This window comes from Helicobacter anseris (genome assembly GCF_003364335.1).
GTDB lineage: Bacteria > Campylobacterota > Campylobacteria > Campylobacterales > Helicobacteraceae > Helicobacter_H > Helicobacter_H anseris.
The window spans coordinates 34,870-54,383 of record NZ_NXLX01000011.1 but is presented as its reverse complement, the minus strand read 5'-3'; the positions used below and the strand labels follow the sequence as shown (position 1 = coordinate 54,383).

Annotated in this window: 20 protein-coding genes; 1 reads left to right on the top strand and 19 read right to left on the bottom strand. The window is 32.6% G+C overall.

Annotated elements, in window-relative coordinates; all coding sequences use genetic code 11:
- The 10 genes from CQA57_RS05340 to CQA57_RS05295 form a co-directional block, all read right to left on the bottom strand.
- Positions 1-2,385, bottom strand: a 2,385-nt coding sequence (locus tag CQA57_RS05340) for a beta strand repeat-containing protein (RefSeq protein WP_147288354.1), incomplete at its 3' end; no start/stop codon positions are given.
- 448 nt (positions 2,386-2,833) lie between these two features.
- Positions 2,834-3,088, bottom strand: coding sequence for a 30S ribosomal protein S18 (gene rpsR, locus CQA57_RS05335; RefSeq protein WP_115579201.1), 255 nt, complete (start codon positions 3,086-3,088; stop codon positions 2,834-2,836).
- A gap of 9 nt (positions 3,089-3,097) precedes the next feature.
- Complete coding sequence (locus CQA57_RS05330) at positions 3,098-3,592, bottom strand: single-stranded DNA-binding protein (RefSeq protein WP_115579200.1); 495 nt, start codon at positions 3,590-3,592, stop codon at positions 3,098-3,100.
- Positions 3,593-3,609: 17 nt separating this feature from the next.
- A complete protein-coding gene (gene rpsF, locus CQA57_RS05325; RefSeq protein WP_115579199.1) occupies positions 3,610-4,014 on the bottom strand; it encodes a 30S ribosomal protein S6 in 405 nt (134 codons plus the stop codon).
- Positions 4,015-4,100: 86 nt separating this feature from the next.
- Complete coding sequence (gene holA, locus CQA57_RS05320; protein ID WP_115579198.1) at positions 4,101-5,084, bottom strand: DNA polymerase III subunit delta; 984 nt, start codon at positions 5,082-5,084, stop codon at positions 4,101-4,103.
- 12 nt (positions 5,085-5,096) lie between these two features.
- A complete protein-coding gene (locus tag CQA57_RS05315; RefSeq protein WP_147288353.1) occupies positions 5,097-7,007 on the bottom strand; it encodes an RNB domain-containing ribonuclease in 1,911 nt (636 codons plus the stop codon).
- The gene (locus CQA57_RS05310) at positions 7,004-7,789 is read right to left on the bottom strand and encodes a shikimate dehydrogenase (RefSeq protein ID WP_115579196.1); all 786 of its coding nucleotides are present in this window, start codon (positions 7,787-7,789) and stop codon (positions 7,004-7,006) included. The genes CQA57_RS05315 and CQA57_RS05310 overlap by 4 nt, the downstream gene beginning before the upstream one ends.
- Positions 7,782-8,378 (bottom strand): SH3 domain-containing protein, encoded by a 597-nt coding sequence (locus CQA57_RS05305; protein WP_115579195.1) that lies wholly within the window; start codon positions 8,376-8,378, stop codon positions 7,782-7,784. Before CQA57_RS05305 ends, CQA57_RS05310 begins: the two co-directional genes overlap by 8 nt.
- The gene (gene purM / locus CQA57_RS05300) at positions 8,375-9,367 is read right to left on the bottom strand and encodes a phosphoribosylformylglycinamidine cyclo-ligase (RefSeq protein WP_115579194.1); all 993 of its coding nucleotides are present in this window, start codon (positions 9,365-9,367) and stop codon (positions 8,375-8,377) included. The genes CQA57_RS05305 and purM overlap by 4 nt, the downstream gene beginning before the upstream one ends.
- A gap of 53 nt (positions 9,368-9,420) precedes the next feature.
- On the bottom strand, positions 9,421-10,491 hold the full coding sequence (locus tag CQA57_RS05295; protein ID WP_115579193.1) for an NAD(P)-dependent alcohol dehydrogenase: 1,071 nt from the start codon (positions 10,489-10,491) through the stop codon (positions 9,421-9,423).
- Between the two features lie 81 nt (positions 10,492-10,572).
- Between CQA57_RS05295 and CQA57_RS05290 the strand changes: the two genes are divergently transcribed.
- Complete coding sequence (locus tag CQA57_RS05290) at positions 10,573-11,757, top strand: MFS transporter (protein ID WP_115579192.1); 1,185 nt, start codon at positions 10,573-10,575, stop codon at positions 11,755-11,757.
- Positions 11,758-11,760: 3 nt separating this feature from the next.
- On the opposite strand, the gene hemC is transcribed toward CQA57_RS05290, so the two are convergent.
- Genes hemC through CQA57_RS05245 form a run of 9 tightly spaced genes read right to left on the bottom strand, consistent with a single transcriptional unit; the run spans position 11,761 to position 19,502 of the window.
- Positions 11,761-12,696 (bottom strand): hydroxymethylbilane synthase, encoded by a 936-nt coding sequence (gene hemC, locus CQA57_RS05285; RefSeq protein ID WP_147288352.1) that lies wholly within the window; start codon positions 12,694-12,696, stop codon positions 11,761-11,763.
- Positions 12,693-13,097, bottom strand: a complete 405-nt coding sequence (locus CQA57_RS05280; protein ID WP_115579190.1) for an FxsA family protein — start codon at positions 13,095-13,097, stop codon at positions 12,693-12,695. Before CQA57_RS05280 ends, hemC begins: the two co-directional genes overlap by 4 nt.
- On the bottom strand, positions 13,094-14,839 hold the full coding sequence (locus tag CQA57_RS05275; protein WP_115579189.1) for a proline--tRNA ligase: 1,746 nt from the start codon (positions 14,837-14,839) through the stop codon (positions 13,094-13,096). The genes CQA57_RS05280 and CQA57_RS05275 overlap by 4 nt, the downstream gene beginning before the upstream one ends.
- Before the next feature lie 9 nt (positions 14,840-14,848).
- Positions 14,849-16,177 (bottom strand): glutamyl-tRNA reductase, encoded by a 1,329-nt coding sequence (gene hemA, locus CQA57_RS05270; RefSeq protein ID WP_115579188.1) that lies wholly within the window; start codon positions 16,175-16,177, stop codon positions 14,849-14,851.
- Positions 16,177-17,082 (bottom strand): polyprenyl synthetase family protein, encoded by a 906-nt coding sequence (locus tag CQA57_RS05265; protein WP_170126832.1) that lies wholly within the window; start codon positions 17,080-17,082, stop codon positions 16,177-16,179. Before CQA57_RS05265 ends, hemA begins: the two co-directional genes overlap by 1 nt.
- A complete protein-coding gene (locus CQA57_RS05260) occupies positions 17,079-17,462 on the bottom strand; it encodes a hypothetical protein (protein WP_115579186.1) in 384 nt (127 codons plus the stop codon). The genes CQA57_RS05265 and CQA57_RS05260 overlap by 4 nt, the downstream gene beginning before the upstream one ends.
- Entirely contained in the window at positions 17,455-17,721 is a 267-nt protein-coding gene (locus tag CQA57_RS05255) for a DUF2018 family protein (protein ID WP_115579185.1), read from the bottom strand. The genes CQA57_RS05260 and CQA57_RS05255 overlap by 8 nt, the downstream gene beginning before the upstream one ends.
- A 1-nt stretch (position 17,722) precedes the next feature.
- Positions 17,723-19,018 (bottom strand): histidinol dehydrogenase, encoded by a 1,296-nt coding sequence (gene hisD / locus CQA57_RS05250; protein WP_115579184.1) that lies wholly within the window; start codon positions 19,016-19,018, stop codon positions 17,723-17,725.
- A 46-nt stretch (positions 19,019-19,064) separates the two neighbouring features.
- Positions 19,065-19,502: a Dps family protein gene (locus CQA57_RS05245; protein ID WP_115579183.1), complete on the bottom strand. Its 438-nt coding sequence runs from the start codon at positions 19,500-19,502 to the stop codon at positions 19,065-19,067.
- Positions 19,503-19,514 lie beyond the last annotated feature (12 nt).

The window sequence follows — 19,514 nt, the reverse complement described above, 5'->3', positions numbered from 1 at the left end:
ACCCGCCACTCCATTTTTAAATTCATCAGCTGTTTTTCCATCATTATTACTTGCAAAAATAAGGTTTGTAATTCCACTAGTGCCATAATCAATATCAGCCTCTACATTTACAGGTCCTTGCATTACAAGATTAGCTGTTCCGCCTGTTGTCTTAACAGTATAGATTGGAATAATACCATTAGTAGTGCTTGAAGCTGCTTGTCTTAAAACTAAGTTTGTAGTTCCACTTTTAGTTGTGATATTACCCACTGTAGCACCTGTGCCAAGATAAGTAGCTATAGCAGCAGTAGTAGCAGTATCAGTAGTTTGTGGAGATTGACCTCCTGCTTGTTTAGCAAAAATATCTGCAATATTACTTGGTGCTAAAAGAGTATTTACAAAGACAATATTATTGCTTCCGCTATTAGTTGTGATATTACCTACAAGACTTGGTAAAGTTGCAGCACTCTGTCCACTAATTTTTATATTATTGCTTCCATTATAATTGACCACATCACCAAGGATTAAGGAATTATTTGTTCCTGATGTATTTTCAGAGATGATAGTGTTGTTACCGCCACTAATATTATTAAAGATAGCTATATTACCCCCTCTAGTTATTGCAGCTGAACTTCCGTTATTAGCACTAAGTCCTTTGGTTCCTGCAGGATTGATTTTGATTGTTTGTGCTGTGATAGTGTTGTTGTATTTTGATCCATTACCTCCGCTACCATCAGTTTTTATAATCCCTACAAAATCTGTGCTTAGAGTGTCATATGCAGTAAATGTTGCATTACCAGAAAGATCAAAACCTCCACTTCCATAAATACCACCATTGATGGTGATAGTTTTTGCTTGGAAAAGTGTTTTACCTTTTGCACCACTTGTAAAGACATCACCATTGTTATTTCCATCACTACCAATAGTGATTGAAGAAGAAGTGCTATTCTCATCTCTAAAACGAATAATATTGGTATGACCAAGCTGAGATATTGTAATACTCTTCTTATCCTTCTCTCCACTATTAATCACAACACTACCATCTTTATAATCTACTACAAATTGCTGTCCCTTGCTACTACCATCATTATTACTCATAGTAAGGCTTTTTGCATTAAGTGTAAGGGTTCCGCCAGTATTGGCATCTTGGTCTTCTTTAAATCCACTAGTTGCATCATAATCTGTGATGAAAATTTTTCTATCACTTTTACCACCACTTCCTGTTACAGATAGAGCTAATCCTTTAGTTTTTTGATCTACTTGTAGAGTTTGTCCATCTGAACCTTGTAGATAAATCGCCCCTACATCTGTAGAAATAGCATCTGATTGAACATTTCCTGTTGTAGTAAAGATAGCCTTTAAATTACCGCTGATAGAATCTGATTTAATAGTTCCATCATTAGTAAAGTTTGCATTTACTTGGGCACTACTATCCCTAGCCTCAATTTTTCCTTCTATCAAACCTTTGTTGTAAAAATTAAGGTTTAAAGTAGATGTTGATGTACCATATCCTCCCACAGAAATATCACCTCTAATAGCATTGGTGATTAGGGTTTGATTATCAGAAACTGTTGTATTTTCTTGAGTAGTAACTTTTTTTCCATTGCTATTACCAATAGCACCAACTACTACACCATCTTTATCAAGTAAGGTATCCTTATCAGTAGTTGCAACTGTTTCTACTTTTCTGCTTTCACCAAAATTGATAGTAAAGACAGTTGGCAATTTTCCACCTGTAGCACTAGCTTGTGATATATTAATTGCCTTACCTTTAACATTTTCTGTTTTATTAATATAATGATCATTACCTATAGCCACTAAACTTCCGCCACCGATAAAATCAACAGTTGCATCAATTTTAGCTGCACTAGTACCTAAATTAAAATAACCAATCATACTAGCACCATTATTAAATTTTATACTATTACTGTTGTTATTGGTACTTTGAATTGACATTGTTCCATAAAAAGCAATATTATTATAATCTTGTCCACCAATATTTTCTTTTCCAATACCACCATTGAAGGTTGCAGTTAAACTAGCACCATTATCTATAGCTCTTAGAAAGTGCTCAGCTATTCCTGTAGCTTGATCTTGAAATTTTAGATAAGAATCTGCAAGATTAAGAGTTATTCTATTTTTAACATCTATCATATTAGCTGTAGTATTTGTTGGTGCAGTTACATTAATCGTTACACCTTTTGCAGTGAGAGTGTAAGCACTATCTGTTATTCTTGTTGTACCTTGAAAATTTAAAGTATTAGCACCACTCCCCTTAGTAAAATTCCCGTGAGATGTGTAAGCACATACAGCATTGGTACAATTATCAGTACTTTGGGAATTATTTACTTCACCACTACCACTCCAACTACTACCTGCACTTGCAATATTTGCACTTAAAAACAAAGCTAGAGAACTAGCAATTAAAGGTTTGAAAAATTTTTTTGAGTTGTTTGAATCTTTTGTAGAGAAAGAAGCATTTAAAGAATTACTATACCCCCCCCCCTCATTACATCAAATTTTTGTTCCATAACAAAAACTCCTTTTTTAAGATTTTATTTTTTACTTTAAAAGTATTTAGGCTCTTTATTTTTAAAGTAAGACAAAAATTATATATTAAAAAATTGCTTTTTTTGAATTTTTTTTAAAACTTATTTACTAAAGTTAATGAAAAAGGTTATAGAAAGAAAATGACTATAAAAACAAAAGGACAAAAAAATCATTAACAATAATATCGATTGGTTATAAAAAAAAGGGGGAGGGGGATAAATATAGACAAATTTAAGTTATTTAGATAATTACAACCATAATCAAACCCTACTAATAAAATTTGGTAGGGTTTATTAAAATAAAGTTAGATTTTGAAAGGGTTTTCTACTACAGATTTTCTATCTACAATATATGGGATAAGTGCCATATGTCTAGCTCTTTTGATAGCTACTTCTACGCGCTCTTGCCATTTTTTTGTATTGCCTGTAAGTCTTCTTGGCATAATTTTATATCTTTCAGATAAAGAATGCTTTAGCATTTCTACATCTTTATAATCGATAAATTCTATCTTTGCTTCTGTATATCTACAGTATCTTTTTGAATATTTTTTTCTTTCCATATTTTTCTCCTAAAATGGTATTTCATCTTCATCAATATTGATTTCTGGAATATTGCTTACATAATCTTTTTGTGGTGATGTATGGCTTTGAGTGTTTTGGTATTGGTTATTTGGTGTATAGCTTTGTGCATAAGCATTTGCATTTTCTTGGGTTTCATAGCTCTCACTTGGAGCTGCTGATTTACTATCTAGCATACTCATACTTTCTGCTGTGATGGTATGTCTGCTTTTTTTAGCACCCATTTGATCTGTCCAAGTCTCATAGGTCAATCTTCCTTCAATGAGGACTTTTGAGCCTTTTTTGAGGTATTGGTTTGCAATTTCTGCGGTTCTGCCAAAAAGTTTTACATCAATAAAACAAGATTCATCTGCCATACTTCCATCTTGCTTTTTAAATCTGCGATTACTCGCCAAACCTATGGTCGCTAAAGCTGCTCCACTTGGAAGATATCGCAACTCTACATCACGAGTCAAATTACCAATCATCACTACCTTATTAAACATCTCTCACCTACTTTAGATTACTCTGCACTCTCTTGTGTTTGTTCTTTTTCTTCTACTTTTTCTTTTTTTGGAGCTTTTGGCTCTGGCTTTTTGTTTGCTCTATCTACTAGAGTTTGCCAAGCTCTTTGCTCTTTTTTGTTTTCATATTTGATAACGATAAATCGTAAAATATCTTCATTGATACGATAAAGTCTCTCAAGCTCCAAAACCATACTTGGCTGTGCTTTGAAATAAATCACAAAATAATATCCACGCTTATTTTTTTTGATTTCATAAGCAAGATTTCTCATACCCATATCTAGGCAAGTTTCAATACTGCCTCCATTTTTTGTAATCGCCTCTTTATAAAAATCAATCTTTGCTTTGATTTCTTCTTCTACTAAAGTAGGCTTGATAATAAACATTGTTTCATAATGTTTCATTACATCTCCTTGTGGTTTTATAGCCCTTTTTTCAAAGAGCAAGGTTATATTTCTTTTTATGGATATAAAAAGAAGCTTGGATTATATCAGAGAAATGCTTTTATTTTTATTAAAGCACAGATATCTGCTGTTTTTTCACCTCTAAAAGATTGGATACGCCAGTGACGCAAAATCTCAAAGATGGATTGAAAATGCACCTCTTTGAGCTTGGCAATGCGTCGTATATATTTATCTATAATAAAGTTTGGGGGTTGATAGCCTAAAATCTCTTTAGCATCCACATTGTTTTGATGTGTTTTTGCATAGGCACTAAACATAAAAAGAATAAAAAAATAACGCTCCATCTCTTTTAAAAGATCATTAGAATCTAGCCCCTCTTCTTGCATTTTTTCATAGGTGGGTAAAAAATCTCTTTTTTCAAAAAAGATGTCAAAAAAATCATCTATACTAATGCTTCCTAGTCCATAGGAGAGATTTTCTACCAATTCTTTGGTGATAACTTCATCATAATTTTGATATTTTTCTAATTCACTGAGTGCTAGGGAAATATCATTGTTTTGCATTTGTAAGATAAAAAGCAAAAGATTATCTTGGATTTGCAAATTTAACTCTTTTGCTTTTTGTTTTAACAAAGTCATATTATCTGTCATATTTGGTGCAAAAAATCGCACTTCAATCACCCCATCACCCTTAAAAGCACTTGCAAAGGTTCTACAATCTTGAGCATATTGCACAGGGGTTTTGCTCTCAGAGTGATAAAAATTTATGATTAAGGCATTCTCTGTGTTTTTAATAGATTCTAATAATAAATCTATATCTTTTTTAGGAAGTTTAGAATCAAGCTTTAGCACCACAATACTCTTATCTCCAAATAAGCTTCCTTGAGAGAGGATGTCCAATGTTGCATCAAGCTGATAATCAGCAAAATAAAAAGTGCTGACATTGGCATCTGGGATTTTTGCAATAATCTTTTTGGTATAAAAATCAATAAAAAAATTACTCTCCCCATAAAGCAAGGCTGCCTTTGGGGTGGATTTTGTCAGATAGGTATCTAAATCTTTTTTATACATCGTGCTAAAACTTTAAATGATTTTTGCATAGATTCTAGCATTTATCAAATCGATATCTTGAATTTCTACTACAATTTCTTCAAAACGCAAAACTTCTCTTGTAGCATCTTCTATCACAAACCTTGCTCCTTCTATTTTTTCAAGAGCATTAGCAAGGATTGGATAGTTTTCATCAATCACACTTGCTTTGATTCTTACCCCCTTGTTTTTAGCTGCCCAATGCATATATTTTCTATCCTTAAAGCCTATTTCAATTTTTGCTATCTTTTTTTCTTGCTCATTGAGATGAGCACATACTGCTTGCATTTTATCTAATAAAAAATCTATCTGCTTACTTGATTTTAAAATTTCTTTTAAGATTCTATGCAGTGAGAGATCGCTATATCTACGAATAGGCGAAGTGAAATGGGTATAAGCTTGAAATCCTAAGGCAAAATGCTCTTTGGGTTTAGAATCATATTCTGCTTTATTTTGTGCTTTGATAATCATCTTATCAATTTGTGCAAGGAGGTTTTGTGCTTTGGCTTGGGATTGGATATTTACAATTTGGGTGTGAAAATCCTTCCCTTTTATTTCAAAACCTAGATTTTTCAAATCAAAAAAAAGCATTCTTGCTTTTTCTTCTTTTATGGGTTGATGGATACGATAAATCCCTGATTTAAAATCTTGCAACATCAAGGCTGACTGCTTGTTTGCAAGTAGCATTGCTTCTTCTATAATACAATGGCTTTTTGTCTCTTCGTAGGGTTTAATGGATTTTATTTCAGAATTTTCATCAAGCTCTAAGGATATTTCATCGCTTTGAAAATTAAAGCCATTTTTTAAGCGCTCTTGTTTTAATTTCAAAGCTACTTTATAAAAACTCTTGATATTTGAAGCTATTTCTTTTTTAATAGAATGCTTTTTGGAATCTAACATCATATCTACCATTTCATAGCTCATATTTTGATGATTGCAAATCACTGCCTCAAATAAACTTGCATTTTTTATTTGGTATTTTTTATCAAATTCTATTTTCCACACAAAAGCAAGACGATCACAATCTTGCTTTAAAGAGCAGATATTTTGACTTAGATTCTGAGGGAGCATTGGGTAGCTTTTATGCGGAAAATACAAGCTAAAACCTCTTTGAAAAGCCTGGCTATCGATAACACTATCAAGGGTTACATACTCGCTAACATCTGCGATAGCTACATAAAGTGTTTTATTTTTTACATCATAATAAATTGCATCATCGTGATCTTTTGCACCAATAGGATCTATGGTATAAAAAGGAAGATGTGTTAAATCTATACGATTGGGATACATTTTTTTATCCACCTGAGTGCCAAAGCTATTGGCATAATCCTCGCATTCTTTGGAGAATTCAAAGGGATGGTGGTATAAATAAAGCATTATTTTTTCATCAATTTTTAGATCATTTAAGATTCCTAAAATATCTAGGATTTTTTTGTTTTTCATATCAAGAAGAATGACGCAATATCTTGGCAATTGCCTAAGGGATTTTTGTGAGATTGGCAAATGCAAGGGATGGGGTTTAGAATCATAAAGCTTATAGGCTACGATATTTCCCTTGTGTAAATCCAAATAGCACAAAATCTGATGTGTAGAATGCAAAATATCAATAATCTTGGCTTTTAGCTTTCCTTTTTGTCGCACAAGCTTTGCAAGCGCAATATCACCTTTTTGAAGATTTTTAATGCGATTGGAGATTCTATAATCTTGCTTTTTTGCCAAATCACAAAGAAAGGCATTTTGATTTCTTGTAATATCAATACTGCCGATAACAAAATTAGAATCTAAAATAAATTTAGATTCTAATTTTTTAATACAATGTAATTTTTGAAGCCTAGAGAAAAGTGTTTGATATTTTTTTGGAATGATTTTGATACCAAAAATAATTTGAAACAAAAAATCATTCATTGCAATGCCTTTTGCATCAAAGAAAAAGCTTGGGGGATTTTTTTTGCACAAAATAATTCAAATGCTAATGCACCTTGTGCTATGAGCATATCTCTACCATCTTTTATGGGGACAAAGCTCTTTGCTAATTGCAAAAATGGTGTTTGTTTTGCATACATCAAATCATAAGCATATTTTGCATTACACAAAAGATCTTGCAAAAACTCTTTTTCAAATGGCAAAGTATTTTTCAGGCTTGCTGAAGTAGTATTGATGATTAAATCAAATCGCTGTGCTTTAAAGTTATGCGGAGTGAAACAATCAAAATCTTTCTGTAATAATCTTATGCGTTCTAATGAACGATTGAGTATTGTTGGGGTGATTTTTTTTTCTTGCAATATAAAAGCTATTGCCTTAGCAGAACCTCCTGCGCCTAAAATAAGAGCATTTTTAAAATTAAAATCTTTAATAGTTTGGTAAAAACCTTCTGCATCAGTATTGTAACCATAAATCTTTTTATCTCTCAAAACCCAAGTATTTACTGCTTGTATCTTTTGTGCAATGCCTTCCACTCTATCGCTTTGTTCAAATGCATTCTCCTTAAAAGGAAGTGTGATATTTGCACCATCAAGCCTTAAGTCATAAAAACTCTTTGCAAGATTATCTGCATCTTTTAATAGATATCTCCCATAACTTCCCCTAAAACCTATATCATTTTGTAAAAATTCAAATGCAAAATTATGCATTTGGGGGGATAGGGAGTGTGCGATAGGGTTGCCAAAAACACAAAATTGTTTATTCATCGACTTTTTCTAAAAGCCTCAATGCAACAAAACCATCTTTAGTCTTACCCCATATTGCATCTATTTCTTGAACCTCTATGATACTGCCTTGATAAGCTTTTGTAATGATTGGGGAATCTGATAAAGGCTCTTTTCTAATATTGGCTGCTAAAACCTTTACTTTATAAAATGCCATTTGCTCTAGATTAGGCTTTTGATATGTCTGATCTAGCTTTTGAATATTTTTTGGATCTAAAAAAACATAGCCTTTTTGCATTTTTCCCCAACTATTTTCAATATCAAAAATCACTACTTCTTGATTTTTGTAAATCTTGCCTATGATTTTAGAATCAACTGATGGTAATTCTCTAATATTTAAAACATTAGCTTTTGCTCGATAAATCTTTTGCTCTACTTGCTCTTGCTTATAAAATAACAGCTTAGTTTTATCTTCTTTAATAGCATATTGTCGCACCTCAACAACCCAATGATTCCAAATCTCTTTGTCATAGAAATATGCCATACAACCCAAATAAAAAATACAAGAACAAATCAAAAACAAAAAAGGAGTAGTATGTAAAAAGAAAAATTTAAAGATTGATTTTATCATTCTAGGCTGATGCCTTTATGCGTATCCACTACTTCACCTATGACATAGCCATCTGTATTTTTTAAGATAAAATCAAGATTTTGTGGTTTTACCACCAATACCATTCCCACACCCATATTAAACACCCTGAAGCTTTCTTCTGTTTCAACATGCTGTGCTAGGAATTGGAAAATTTTTGGTATTTTGATGGATTTTTTATCCACCACTGCCCCAAGATGATCTGGAAAAATTCGTGGAATATTTTCTAATATCCCACCACCTGTAATATGTGCTAATCCTTCGATATGATTTTGCACTTGTTTAAAAAGTTTTACATAAATTCTTGTAGGCTCCAATAAAACATCAATCAACGCCCTTCCATCAAAATCCTCATTAAAATCTTTTTTTAAAACCTCAAAAAGAATTTTTCTTACTAAAGAAAAACCATTGCTGTGCAATCCGCTACTTGGGAGTGCCACTAAATATTGCCCTTTTTGTATATTTTGATTTTTATTTAAGTGTGATTTTTCAGCAATCCCCACTGCAAAACCTGCTAAATCAAAATCCTTTCCTTGATACATTCCAGGCATTTCTGCAGTCTCGCCACCAATAAGCGCACATTCTGCCTCTTGACAACCTTTTACAATTCCTTGCAATACTCTTGCAGCACTAAGTTTATCTAATTTTCCTGTCGCATAATAATCTAAAAAAAATGCAGGGATTCCAAAGTTGCAAATAAGATCATTTACACACATTGCTACTAAATCTATCCCGACATTATCAAGTTTATTGCTCTCAATGGCAAGCTTTAACTTTGTCCCCACTCCATCTGTAGCACCAAGCATTACTGGCTCTTTATATCCACTAGGAAGCGCATAAGCCCCTGCAAAAGAACCCAAACTTCCTAAAACATTTTTATCATAAGTCTTTTTTACTTCATCTTTAATTGCTTCAACAAAGGCATTCCCCTCATCAATATTCACCCCAGAATCTTTATAGTTAATGGACATTTATCGCCTTTTATTTTTTAGTTTTGGATTTTACCATAAATTACAAATTATCACTATTGCAATGTTTTCATGTCAATGACATATCTAAACCTTGCTTTGCCATTGGTGAGTTTTTCATAAGCTTCATTGATTTGCTCTACAGAAATCACTTCAATTTCAGGATAAATTTTATGTTTAAGTGAAAAATCTAACATCTCTTGTGTTTGTGCAATCCCACCAATCAAAGAACCATATACCTTTTTTCCTGCATCAAAAACCAAACTCATTGTGTCAATTTTTGGACTACATTCTCTTGGAGGCAATCCTACGATTGCCATTTCTCCACCAAACTTCAAAAGATTAAGATAACTATGAACATCATAAGCAGTTGGAATGGTAGAAATGATTAAATCAAACCTCTCCTTTACTCCTCTTGTGCTTGTATAAAAGCCACTAACTCCCATATCTAGGGCATCTTGTTTTTTAAGCTCATTTCTTGCAAAAACATAAACTTCAGCACCCATTTTAATCGCATATTTTACAGCCATACTGCCCAACCCCCCAAAACCAGCAACTGCTACTTTATCCCCTGCTTTCACATTAGAAAATTTCAAAGGTGCATAAGTGGTAATCCCTGCGCAAAGCAAAGGTGCAACTTTATCAAGAGGGGCATCTTTTGGAACATTGATAGCAAATTTTTCACTTACTACAATATTATTGGAATACCCTCCGTATGTGGGTTCATTATCATGAAAGCAATCTAGACAATCATAGGTGAAAATTGTTTGTTTTTTTTGGCAAAATTGCTCTTGAGATTTTTTGCATGCTTCACATTCCCCGCAACTATTTACCATACAACCAACACCTGCATAATCCCCTACTTTAAATTTAGTCACTTTTGCCCCAACAGCCACTACTCTACCTGCAATTTCATGACCTGGAACCATAGGATAAATACCCTCTTTCCATTCACTCCTTGCACTATGGATATCACTATGACAAATTCCAGCATAAAGAATTTCTATCAAAATATCATTTGCCCCAACTGGGTGTCTGCTAAAAGCAAAAGGCTTAAAAGTATCTGTCTTTGAGAAAACCGCAAACCCTTTTGCTGGAATGCGATCATTTAAATTTATATTTTGCATTTTGTTTCCTTAACTAAAATCTTTAAGCTTAATTATATCAAATAAGATATACTCTCTATATTTTTGTTTAAGGGTTTCTTAATGGCTTCAGGTCTTTTGGCTTGGCTAAATTTTTTTATTGCTGATGTAAGAGATGGTTTAGGACCTTATCTTGGTGTTTTTCTGAAAGAACAATCTTTTTTAGAGAGTCAAATTGGGTTTATTATGACCTTTGCTTCTCTAAGTGCTTTGTGTCTTGGAGTTCCATTTGGAATACTCATTGATAGATCGACTCATAAGCGATTTATGATAGCTATTGCGATTATTTTAATACTTGTAGCAATTTTATGTATTTATTTTATCAATTCTTTTGTTTTTGTTCTTATCGCACAATCCCTAATTACACTTAGCGGAACCTTTCTTGCACCTGCATTTACAGCCATTACTCTTGGGATTGTTGGACAAAATAAATACACACAACAAACAAGCAAAAATGAAATCTACAAGCATGCTGGAACTGTCTTTGGTGCAATAATAAGCCTTGGTTTTGCATATTTTTATGGGATTAAATCCATTTTTATTATTACTATTCTTATGGGAATTTTTTCACTTTTTATCCTAAGTTTTATACCTAAAGATTCTATTAATGACACTATTGCTAGGGGTAAAAACAATAATTCCACATACCGTCCATTCTGGAGCATTCTATGGAATAAAAAAATTTTACTGATAAGCTTTATAATGTTTTGTTTTCACTTAAGCAATGCACATATGCTCCCTTTACTTAGCCAAAGGGCACATACGCTAGGTATTGATACAACTGGAGCATATGCTGCTATAACTATAATCATTGCACAAACTACTATGATTATAGTTGTCTTTTTTAGTGCTAATATCATCAAAAAAACCCATAATCCTAAAATCTATTTTTATTTAATGTCAATTGCCTTATGTGCACTTATTCTTCGTGGATATATTGCTGGTTGTTATGAAAATATGCTTGCAATGATAATTGCACAAATACTAGATGGTATAGGGGCTGGAATCACGGGAATAATTTTGCCACTTATTGCAGTCATTTTATTAAAAGGGAGCGGTTATATCAATACGGGTTTTTCTTTTATCATCACCATAGGAAGTATTGGAGGGGCACTAAGTAGCACTCTTGGTGGCTTTACAGCCCAATATTTAGGATATCAAAATGCTTATATTATACTAAGCAGTATCGCATTTATTGCATTATCAATATGGATTCTAAAAGCTAAAACTATTTTTGAAAAACTATAAAAATTAAGCAAAAGCCATTTCTTGTGCTTCTGCTAAAATTTCCATTGCACCTTTTTTTATAAAACTTTGTGCTAAAGATATACCAAGTTTTTCAAAATCTTTTTTTGCTCCACAAAGGCTTTCTTTTAAAATCTTTTCACCATTTGGCAAACCCAAAATAGCACTCAGTCTTATATTAGCACCTTCAATTTCCGCATGAACCCCTATAGGGACTTGACATCCACCATTTAATGCTCTAATAAAAGATCTTTCAGCTTGTGTGCAAATAAAAGTCTCATCATCATTTAAAGCAAAAAGTTGAGAAAACAAAGGATCTGTAATTCGTGCTTCTATTCCCAATGCACCCTGACCCATTGCAGGTATCATCTCATCTATTTCAAAAACTTGCATAAAAGGTATTTCATCTTGAGAAATTTCCAAGCGATTAAGTCCTGCTTTTGCCAAAATAATGGCATCAAAATCACCATCAAAAAGACGCTTTAATCTTGTCTGCACATTGCCTCTTAAGCTTTGCGTATCCAAATCTTGACGCAAAGCTTTTAATTGCATAGAACGACGCAATGAAGTAGTGCCAACTTTTGCATTTAAAGGCAAGGATTGTAAATTGGGATATTTAACACTCAAAAAACAATCTCTCACATCTTCTCTTTTTGTAATACAAGCAAGATTTAAGCCATCAACAAACTCAACAGGAACATCTTTAAGTGAATGCACCGCTAAATCTATCTCTTTCCTTAACAAAAGCTCTTCAAGCTCTTTTGTAAAAAGCCCCTTGCCCCCAATCTTTGCAAGTGGTACATCTAAAATTTTATCCCCTTTTGTCTTAACAATCTCAAGTCTGCAAGCAATACCTAGTTCTTCTTGCAATCTTTTTTTAATATGTTCTGCTTGCCACAATGCAAGCAAACTTCCTCTTGTTCCAATTACTATTTCTCTCACGATTTACCCTCATCCTTTTCTAATACTTCAATATCAATAATATCTTCATCAGAATTTTTATCTTGAAATGTTTGCTTAGGTTTTAAAATAAAATAAGCATTAATAAGAATAAGCACTCCAAAAATATCACAAAATACCCCTGGAAAAATCAATAGTAATCCTCCAAAAGCTTTTGCAAAATTACCTCTCACAAAATCCATAGGATTTGCACTACTTTGAGAAAAACCTCTCAAGGTATCTAAAATATTTGCCTGTGTATTTAAGATAATAAGACCCCCAATAAAAGCACTAATAATCATTTCTGAAAACATGATAAAAACACCAAAATGCTTTCCTACATAAACCACCCCAATGATTTCTAAAATCAGATAAATCAAAAAGAAAATTCTAAAAAAATTCATAATTTTTCCTTGATGAGAGTTGTAATTTTTTCAATATCTGCTGATATCACTTGCTTTTGCATACCATCTCTTACAACTAATTCTACTTGATTATTTTCTAATTCCTTGCCTACAATGATTCCAAAGCTTATGCCAATGAGTTCAAAATCCTTCATCTTAAACCCAAAACGCTCATTTCTATCATCCAATAATACTTCAATAGAATCTTTTTGTAGTTTTTCATAAAGCAAATTTGCAAAATCCACTTGTCTATCATCTTTTGTGTTTGAAAGAATAATATCAACCAAAAAAGGTGCTGTTGTTACACTCCAAACACAACCAAGCTCATCACTCTTTTGCTCCAAAATTGCTGGAAGTAGTCTTGAAACACCAATCCCATAACATCCCATAATAAATGGCATACTTTTACCATTAGAATCTAAGAATACTGCATTCATATCTTTAGAATATCGATCTGCTAATTTAAAAATATGCCCGACCTCAATCCCTTTTTTATAAGCAATAACACCTTCACAATGAGGACACAAATCTCCTTCTTTAATCTTGGCTAAATCCGCATATTTCAAACCATCAAAAGTGCTTAAATCCACACCAACAAAATGCTTATCAATCTCATTAGCTCCACAAATCAAATCTCTCTCTTCTCTCAAATCCTCATCAAAGAAAATAAAGTCGCTCTGTGTAAGATTCTTTAGAGCATAAGGCCCTATAAAACCTTCAAAAAGCTGTGCTTCTCTAATATCTTGCTGTGTCGCATCAACAATCTCTAGCGCACCTGCTCCAAAGTTATTTAGCACATTAAGCGCTTTGGTTTCTTCTAGCTCATCATCTCCTCTTAAAAAGAAAAAAGCAAGAGCTGATTCTTTTTGTGATTCTGGTAAAAAGATAATTTTTTTAACCACTGCCTTAAGAATATAAAAAGCATCAATCTTAAAAAACTCACATAAATCTTTAACACTAGAAATATTTGGGGTATTAAATTTTGCAAATTCTGCTTTTGGAGCTATTGCTTGTGTTGTGCGTTTTTGTCTTTTAGCAGCTTCAATATTTGAAGCATAATCACACTGATTGCAAATAGCAATTGTATCTTCTCCACAATCAGCCAAAACCATAAACTCCTTACTCCCACTTCCACCAATAGCTCCACTATCTGCATCCACCACTCTAAAATCAAGACCAAGCCTATGAAAAATTCTTTGATATGTTTGATGCATATTTTCAAACTCTTTATTTAAATCCTCATAGCTTGAATGAAAACTATAAGCATCTTTCATGACAAATTCCCTACCACGCATCAATCCAAATCTCGGTCGCACCTCATCTCTAAACTTTAAGTGAATTTGATAAAGATTTAATGGTAAATTTTTATAGCTTTTAATAAAGTTTTTTGCAATATCTGTTACTGTTTCTTCACATGTCGGCCCTAAAACAAACTCATTATCCTTTCTATCTTTAAATCTCAAAAGCTCTTTGCCATATTTATCATAGCGTCCTGTCTGCTTCCATAATTCTGCTGGGGTAGTAAAGCCCATCATAATTTCAATCGCACCAGCCCTGTCCATTTCTTCCTTGATAATTTTAGAAATTTTATCTAGCACTCTTTTTCCAAGTGGTAAAAAATTATAGATTCCACTTCCAACTTGATGAATATAACCACCACGAATAAGATATTGATGGCTTTTTAAAACTGCATCTTTTGGGGTTTCTTTAGTTGTAGGTATGAAAAATTGAGAAAAACGCATTTTTATTCCTTATTCTGACTTAGAGGTATCATATTCACATTTATAAGTATTGATAAGCAAAGAATCCTCATCAATACTAAAAAAATTCTTAATGGATTCAATAATAATATCAATTTCTTGTTTATTGACTTGATCTCTCAGATTTTGCGTAGGCTTATGCAAAAAGACATTAAAGGCCTGATGTATAACCTTTTCTACATTATGCTGATATTCTTTAGGAATATATCCCTTTTTAACCGCTCTATTTATTTCTCTTAAAGAAGCTTCTTTTGCCATTTCTCTAATCTTTTTTATCAAAGGTTCCACATCTAGGGTTTGTAACCATTGAGAAAACTCCATTGTAGCAATGCCAACAATCTCATAAGCCTTATGAAGAGATTCTTTTCTTAGATTTAAATTTTCCTGTGCCACTTGTTTTAAATCATCTACTACAAAAAGCTCAATTTTCTCATCTTCAAAATGTTCGATATCTCTAGGTATTGCCAAATCAAACCAAAAACGCTTAAAATCAACGCTCTTTATCATATTTTTTAAAATAATTGGTTCTGATGCACCAGTAGCACTAAAAAGCAGTGGATATACATTTATCTTTTCCTGTAAGTGTTCAAATTCACAAATACTAATTTTTTGCTTTTGTTTTATATCACATTGTGAGATAAAATCTTGGATTCTCTGTTGATTTCTATTACAAATCATAACATCATAATCATCATCTAATAAATATTTTGCACTCAAAATACCCATTTCCCCCATACCTATCACCAAAGCTTTTTTATCAAAGCCATATTGTTTTTGTAAAGATTTTGCTTGATGAATAGCAACAGATGCCACAGATGTCGCATTACCAGATATTTGGGTATGATTTCTTACTTTGGCTGCACATCTAAAGGCAAAATGTATCAAGCGCGTAAAGGCTTTGGAGCAAAACCCTGCATCAAAGCAAGTCTTGTATGCATCCTTAAGCTGTCCAGCAATTTGTGTTTCACCTACTACAACACTCTCCAAACTACTAGCAACACAAAAAATATAATGGATTGCTTCAATATGTTCATGAATCTCAACACTCTGATTTAATAATGCTAAGTCTATTTTTTTTGTTTGGGATAGATTTTTTAAAATAAAATTTTTTGTTTCTTCAAAAGTGTGAGCATAACAATACAACTCCACACGATTACATGTAGAAAGCAAAATCACTTCTTCAATACTTTCTAATTGTTTAATTTGTTGTAAAAAAAGATAAATTTCTGCATTATCCGCAAACGCTAATCTTTCTCGTAACTCAATAGGTGTTTTTTTATGAGAAAAACTTAAAGCAAAATATTGCAACTTCTTTTCCATTAAAACTCTCTATAAATCATATTTTTGATAATTTCTTCAAGCTTAAGATTATTTTCACCCTCTATGCTCTCTAAAGCCTTATTGGCAAAAAATCTTGCCATATCTTGAGTTTTTTCAAAAATTTCTTTTTCTTGCATTTTTTCACTAATCCATTCTTTTGCTTCCATAGAAGAGATTCTAAAATAACTCTTAAGTTTTTGTTTATCTGCTTGCGACAAACTTTGATACAACAGCAAGTAAGGCAATGTGGTCTTTCCTTCTGCATAATCACTCATTGCAGGTTTCCCTAATTTTTTTTCATCACCAAACACATCTAATAAGTCATCAATGATCTGAAATGCAATCCCTAAATTTAATCCATAAGTATAATATTTTTCAGAATCAAGATTTGCCAAAATAGCCGCACTCTTTGCACTAGAAGCTATAAGTGATGCTGTTTTATCTTCAATCATGGAAAAATACCTCTCCTTGCTCTCCTGAAAACTATTTCCCATAACAACATCATGTATCTCACCCCTTGATAATCTCACAACACATTCTGCTACATTTTGAGCAATATTTCTATCAAATGAGGTTAATTTTAAAAAAGCTTGAGCATAAAAAATATCACCAAGCATAATTGCATTTTTATTTCCAAAAACTGCGTTAATAGAGGGGCTACCCCTTCTAATATGAGCCTCATCAATCACATCATCGTGCAACAAAGAAGCAATTTGTATCATTTCAATAATTGCACATAGAGTAATAATATCTGGATGTTTTGGGCAAATTGCCAACATAAGCTTGGAGCGCAACATTTTACCATGCTGAATTTTTGCAAACAACTCTTGCACAAAACTACTATCTACTTGCTCAATGAAACTTGCAATTTTTTTTTCTATTTCCAATAACATATATTCTTTTATTGCTCCATAAAAAATTCAGTATCCCCTTGAATACCAATCCAAAAATATGCTTGCTTATCCTTAAATTCCTTAAAAACCAACACCATTTTAGAATCTTCAAAGCTTCCATTATCCTGAAGTTTTAATACAAAAGTATTTCTTTGATAATCCGGATATAAAATAAACTGATGCATAAAATTATCGTATTTTAACAAAATTACAAGCCCTTCTTTCTTAAACAATGTCCAACGCATTGAAAAATTTTTCATCTCTGAACCTATTGCAACTTTTGCTACAACTTTTTCTTCTTTTTGCAAAGCAAAATTTTTTTCAAAATTCCACTCAATAGGTTTTGATATTAAAAGGCTTAGCATCAAAACAATAAAAACAATTTTATTCATTTTGACTTAAAATATTTGCCATTGATGCAATAACTATATCATTCTTATTTTTTCTAACTAATTCTTTAATCCTTTCGTCATATTGCAAGGCTTTTAATACTTTTTGTAATTTCTCTTCTAATCTCTCATCTTCTATGAGAATTTCACAAATAGCAATATACTCTATTAAGCGTTGCAATTCCCTTGAGACAATGCCTTTGTTGGCAGCAAAAACTATTTCCTCCCAACGACCAATCGGATCACCTTCTAAAATCTCCATTTTACTCCTTACTTCTTCTTACCTCAATAGAATTTCTATGAGCCTCTAATCCCTCAATATTCGCTAGAATCTGTGCGCTTTCTGCAATCTCTTCAAAACCATCTTTAGTGCAATAAATAATTGAACTTTTTTTCATAAAATGCTCAACACCTAAGGGTGAAAAAAACTTTGCACTACCTCCTGTTGGCAAGGTGTGGTTTGGTCCAGCCACATAATCACCGATTGCCTCTGGAGCATAAGTTCCAATAAAAATTGCACCGCAATGTTTAATATCCGCAAGATATGCAAGAGGATTTGTTATTAAAAGTTCTAAATGCTCTGGAGCCAATTCATTACTCAAAGCAATACATTCCTTAAGATCCCTACACAAAATCATCAATCCTCTATCCTCTATACTCTTTTTGGCAATTTGATAGCGAGGTAAGGTAGGTAAGATTTTATCAATTTGTTTTTGAACCTCAACAATAAGATTCTTATCATCTGTCAATAGAATTGAACTAGCCATTTCATCATGCTCTGCTTGGGACAATAAATCATTTGCAATAAAATTAGCATTTGCATTTTTATCTGCAATTATTAGAATCTCACTTGGTCCAGCAATCATATCTATCATTACTTCACCAAAAACTAACTTCTTTGCCATTGCAACAAAAATATTACCAGGCCCTGTAATCACATCTACTTTTTTAAAATCTTCAAGCCCATAGGCCATCATCCCTACAGCACTAGCACCACCAACCTTATAGGCTTTTGTAATATTACACAAGTACAATCCTGCTAAAAACAATTCATTTGGTTGGTTATATGGCACAGGAGAACAAACCACAATTTCTTTTACACCAGCTACAATGGCGGGTATAGCATTCATGAGTAGCGAACTTGGATAAAACGCTCTTCCTCCAGGTATATACAATCCGGCACGATCTAATGGAGTAACTTTTTGGCCAAGTATATTACCATTAGCCTCAAAATCCATCCAACTTTTTTGCTTCTGTTTGCTATGAAAAGCATAGATTCTTTCATAAGCTTGATGCAGTGCTTCTTTTTTTTGTTTATCTAATCTTTCATAAGCCTTTTTACACATATCCTGTGATATTTCTAGATCTTGAAATGTCTTTGGTTCCCAATTATCAAACTGAGATACTTGTTGTAAAATTGCTTGTGTCTTTTTATCCCTAACAGAACGCAAGATCTCTAAAACCTTTGGTATTACATCACTCGCATCCACTTCCCCTCGATTTAAAACTTCTTTAAAAGCTTGTGAAAAACCATCATCAATTGTATTTAATATTCTCATAATTTACTAAACCTTGATTTGCCTCACTAAAAGAGGCAAAATATCTTTAAGCTTGTGTAGCTCTTAGCATCCATAATGATTTTTGCAATTTTGCAACTTGCTCATCTGCATAAGCTACTGTAGTTTTATCCTTAGATTCATCTGCTAAATTTGAAAGTGCTACAAAATTTTCCAAAAGATACTCATAATCTTTAATAATTGCAGAAAAAATCTCTTTTGAATAAAAATTTGTTTTACTCTCTTCTTTTATTTTTGAGTGCTGAAGTGCATCTTGTAATGTAACTACAGGCTTTTCACCCAACTGCACAATACGCTCAGCCAAATCATCAAACATTGAAGCAAAATTTTCATAAATCTCTTCTGTTGCACTATGCACCTGATAAAAATCACTTCCTCTGACATTCCAGTGGAAATTATGTGTTTTAACAAATAAAACCAAACTATCTGCCTGAAGTTGCCTCAATAACTCAATAACTTTATTCATATCTTCTCCTTT

What these genes read in the sequence shown, in the direction of transcription:
- rpsR (WP_115579201.1), bottom strand. Translation starts at nt 3,088, where the DNA reads ATGGAAAGAAAAAAATATTCAAAAAGATACTGTAGATATACAGAAGCA.
- CQA57_RS05330 (WP_115579200.1), bottom strand. Translation starts at nt 3,592, where the DNA reads ATGTTTAATAAGGTAGTGATGATTGGTAATTTGACTCGTGATGTAGAG.
- rpsF (WP_115579199.1), bottom strand. Translation starts at nt 4,014, where the DNA reads ATGAAACATTATGAAACAATGTTTATTATCAAGCCTACTTTAGTAGAA.
- holA (WP_115579198.1), bottom strand. Translation starts at nt 5,084, where the DNA reads ATGTATAAAAAAGATTTAGATACCTATCTGACAAAATCCACCCCAAAG.
- CQA57_RS05315 (WP_147288353.1), bottom strand. Translation starts at nt 7,007, where the DNA reads ATGAATGATTTTTTGTTTCAAATTATTTTTGGTATCAAAATCATTCCA.
- CQA57_RS05310 (WP_115579196.1), bottom strand. Translation starts at nt 7,789, where the DNA reads ATGAATAAACAATTTTGTGTTTTTGGCAACCCTATCGCACACTCCCTA.
- CQA57_RS05305 (WP_115579195.1), bottom strand. Translation starts at nt 8,378, where the DNA reads ATGATAAAATCAATCTTTAAATTTTTCTTTTTACATACTACTCCTTTT.
- purM (WP_115579194.1), bottom strand. Translation starts at nt 9,367, where the DNA reads ATGTCCATTAACTATAAAGATTCTGGGGTGAATATTGATGAGGGGAAT.
- CQA57_RS05295 (WP_115579193.1), bottom strand. Translation starts at nt 10,491, where the DNA reads ATGCAAAATATAAATTTAAATGATCGCATTCCAGCAAAAGGGTTTGCG.
- CQA57_RS05290 (WP_115579192.1), top strand. Translation starts at nt 10,573, where the DNA reads ATGGCTTCAGGTCTTTTGGCTTGGCTAAATTTTTTTATTGCTGATGTA.
- CQA57_RS05280 (WP_115579190.1), bottom strand. Translation starts at nt 13,097, where the DNA reads ATGAATTTTTTTAGAATTTTCTTTTTGATTTATCTGATTTTAGAAATC.
- CQA57_RS05275 (WP_115579189.1), bottom strand. Translation starts at nt 14,839, where the DNA reads ATGCGTTTTTCTCAATTTTTCATACCTACAACTAAAGAAACCCCAAAA.
- hemA (WP_115579188.1), bottom strand. Translation starts at nt 16,177, where the DNA reads ATGGAAAAGAAGTTGCAATATTTTGCTTTAAGTTTTTCTCATAAAAAA.
- CQA57_RS05260 (WP_115579186.1), bottom strand. Translation starts at nt 17,462, where the DNA reads ATGAATAAAATTGTTTTTATTGTTTTGATGCTAAGCCTTTTAATATCA.
- CQA57_RS05255 (WP_115579185.1), bottom strand. Translation starts at nt 17,721, where the DNA reads ATGGAGATTTTAGAAGGTGATCCGATTGGTCGTTGGGAGGAAATAGTT.
- hisD (WP_115579184.1), bottom strand. Translation starts at nt 19,018, where the DNA reads ATGAGAATATTAAATACAATTGATGATGGTTTTTCACAAGCTTTTAAA.
- CQA57_RS05245 (WP_115579183.1), bottom strand. Translation starts at nt 19,502, where the DNA reads ATGAATAAAGTTATTGAGTTATTGAGGCAACTTCAGGCAGATAGTTTG.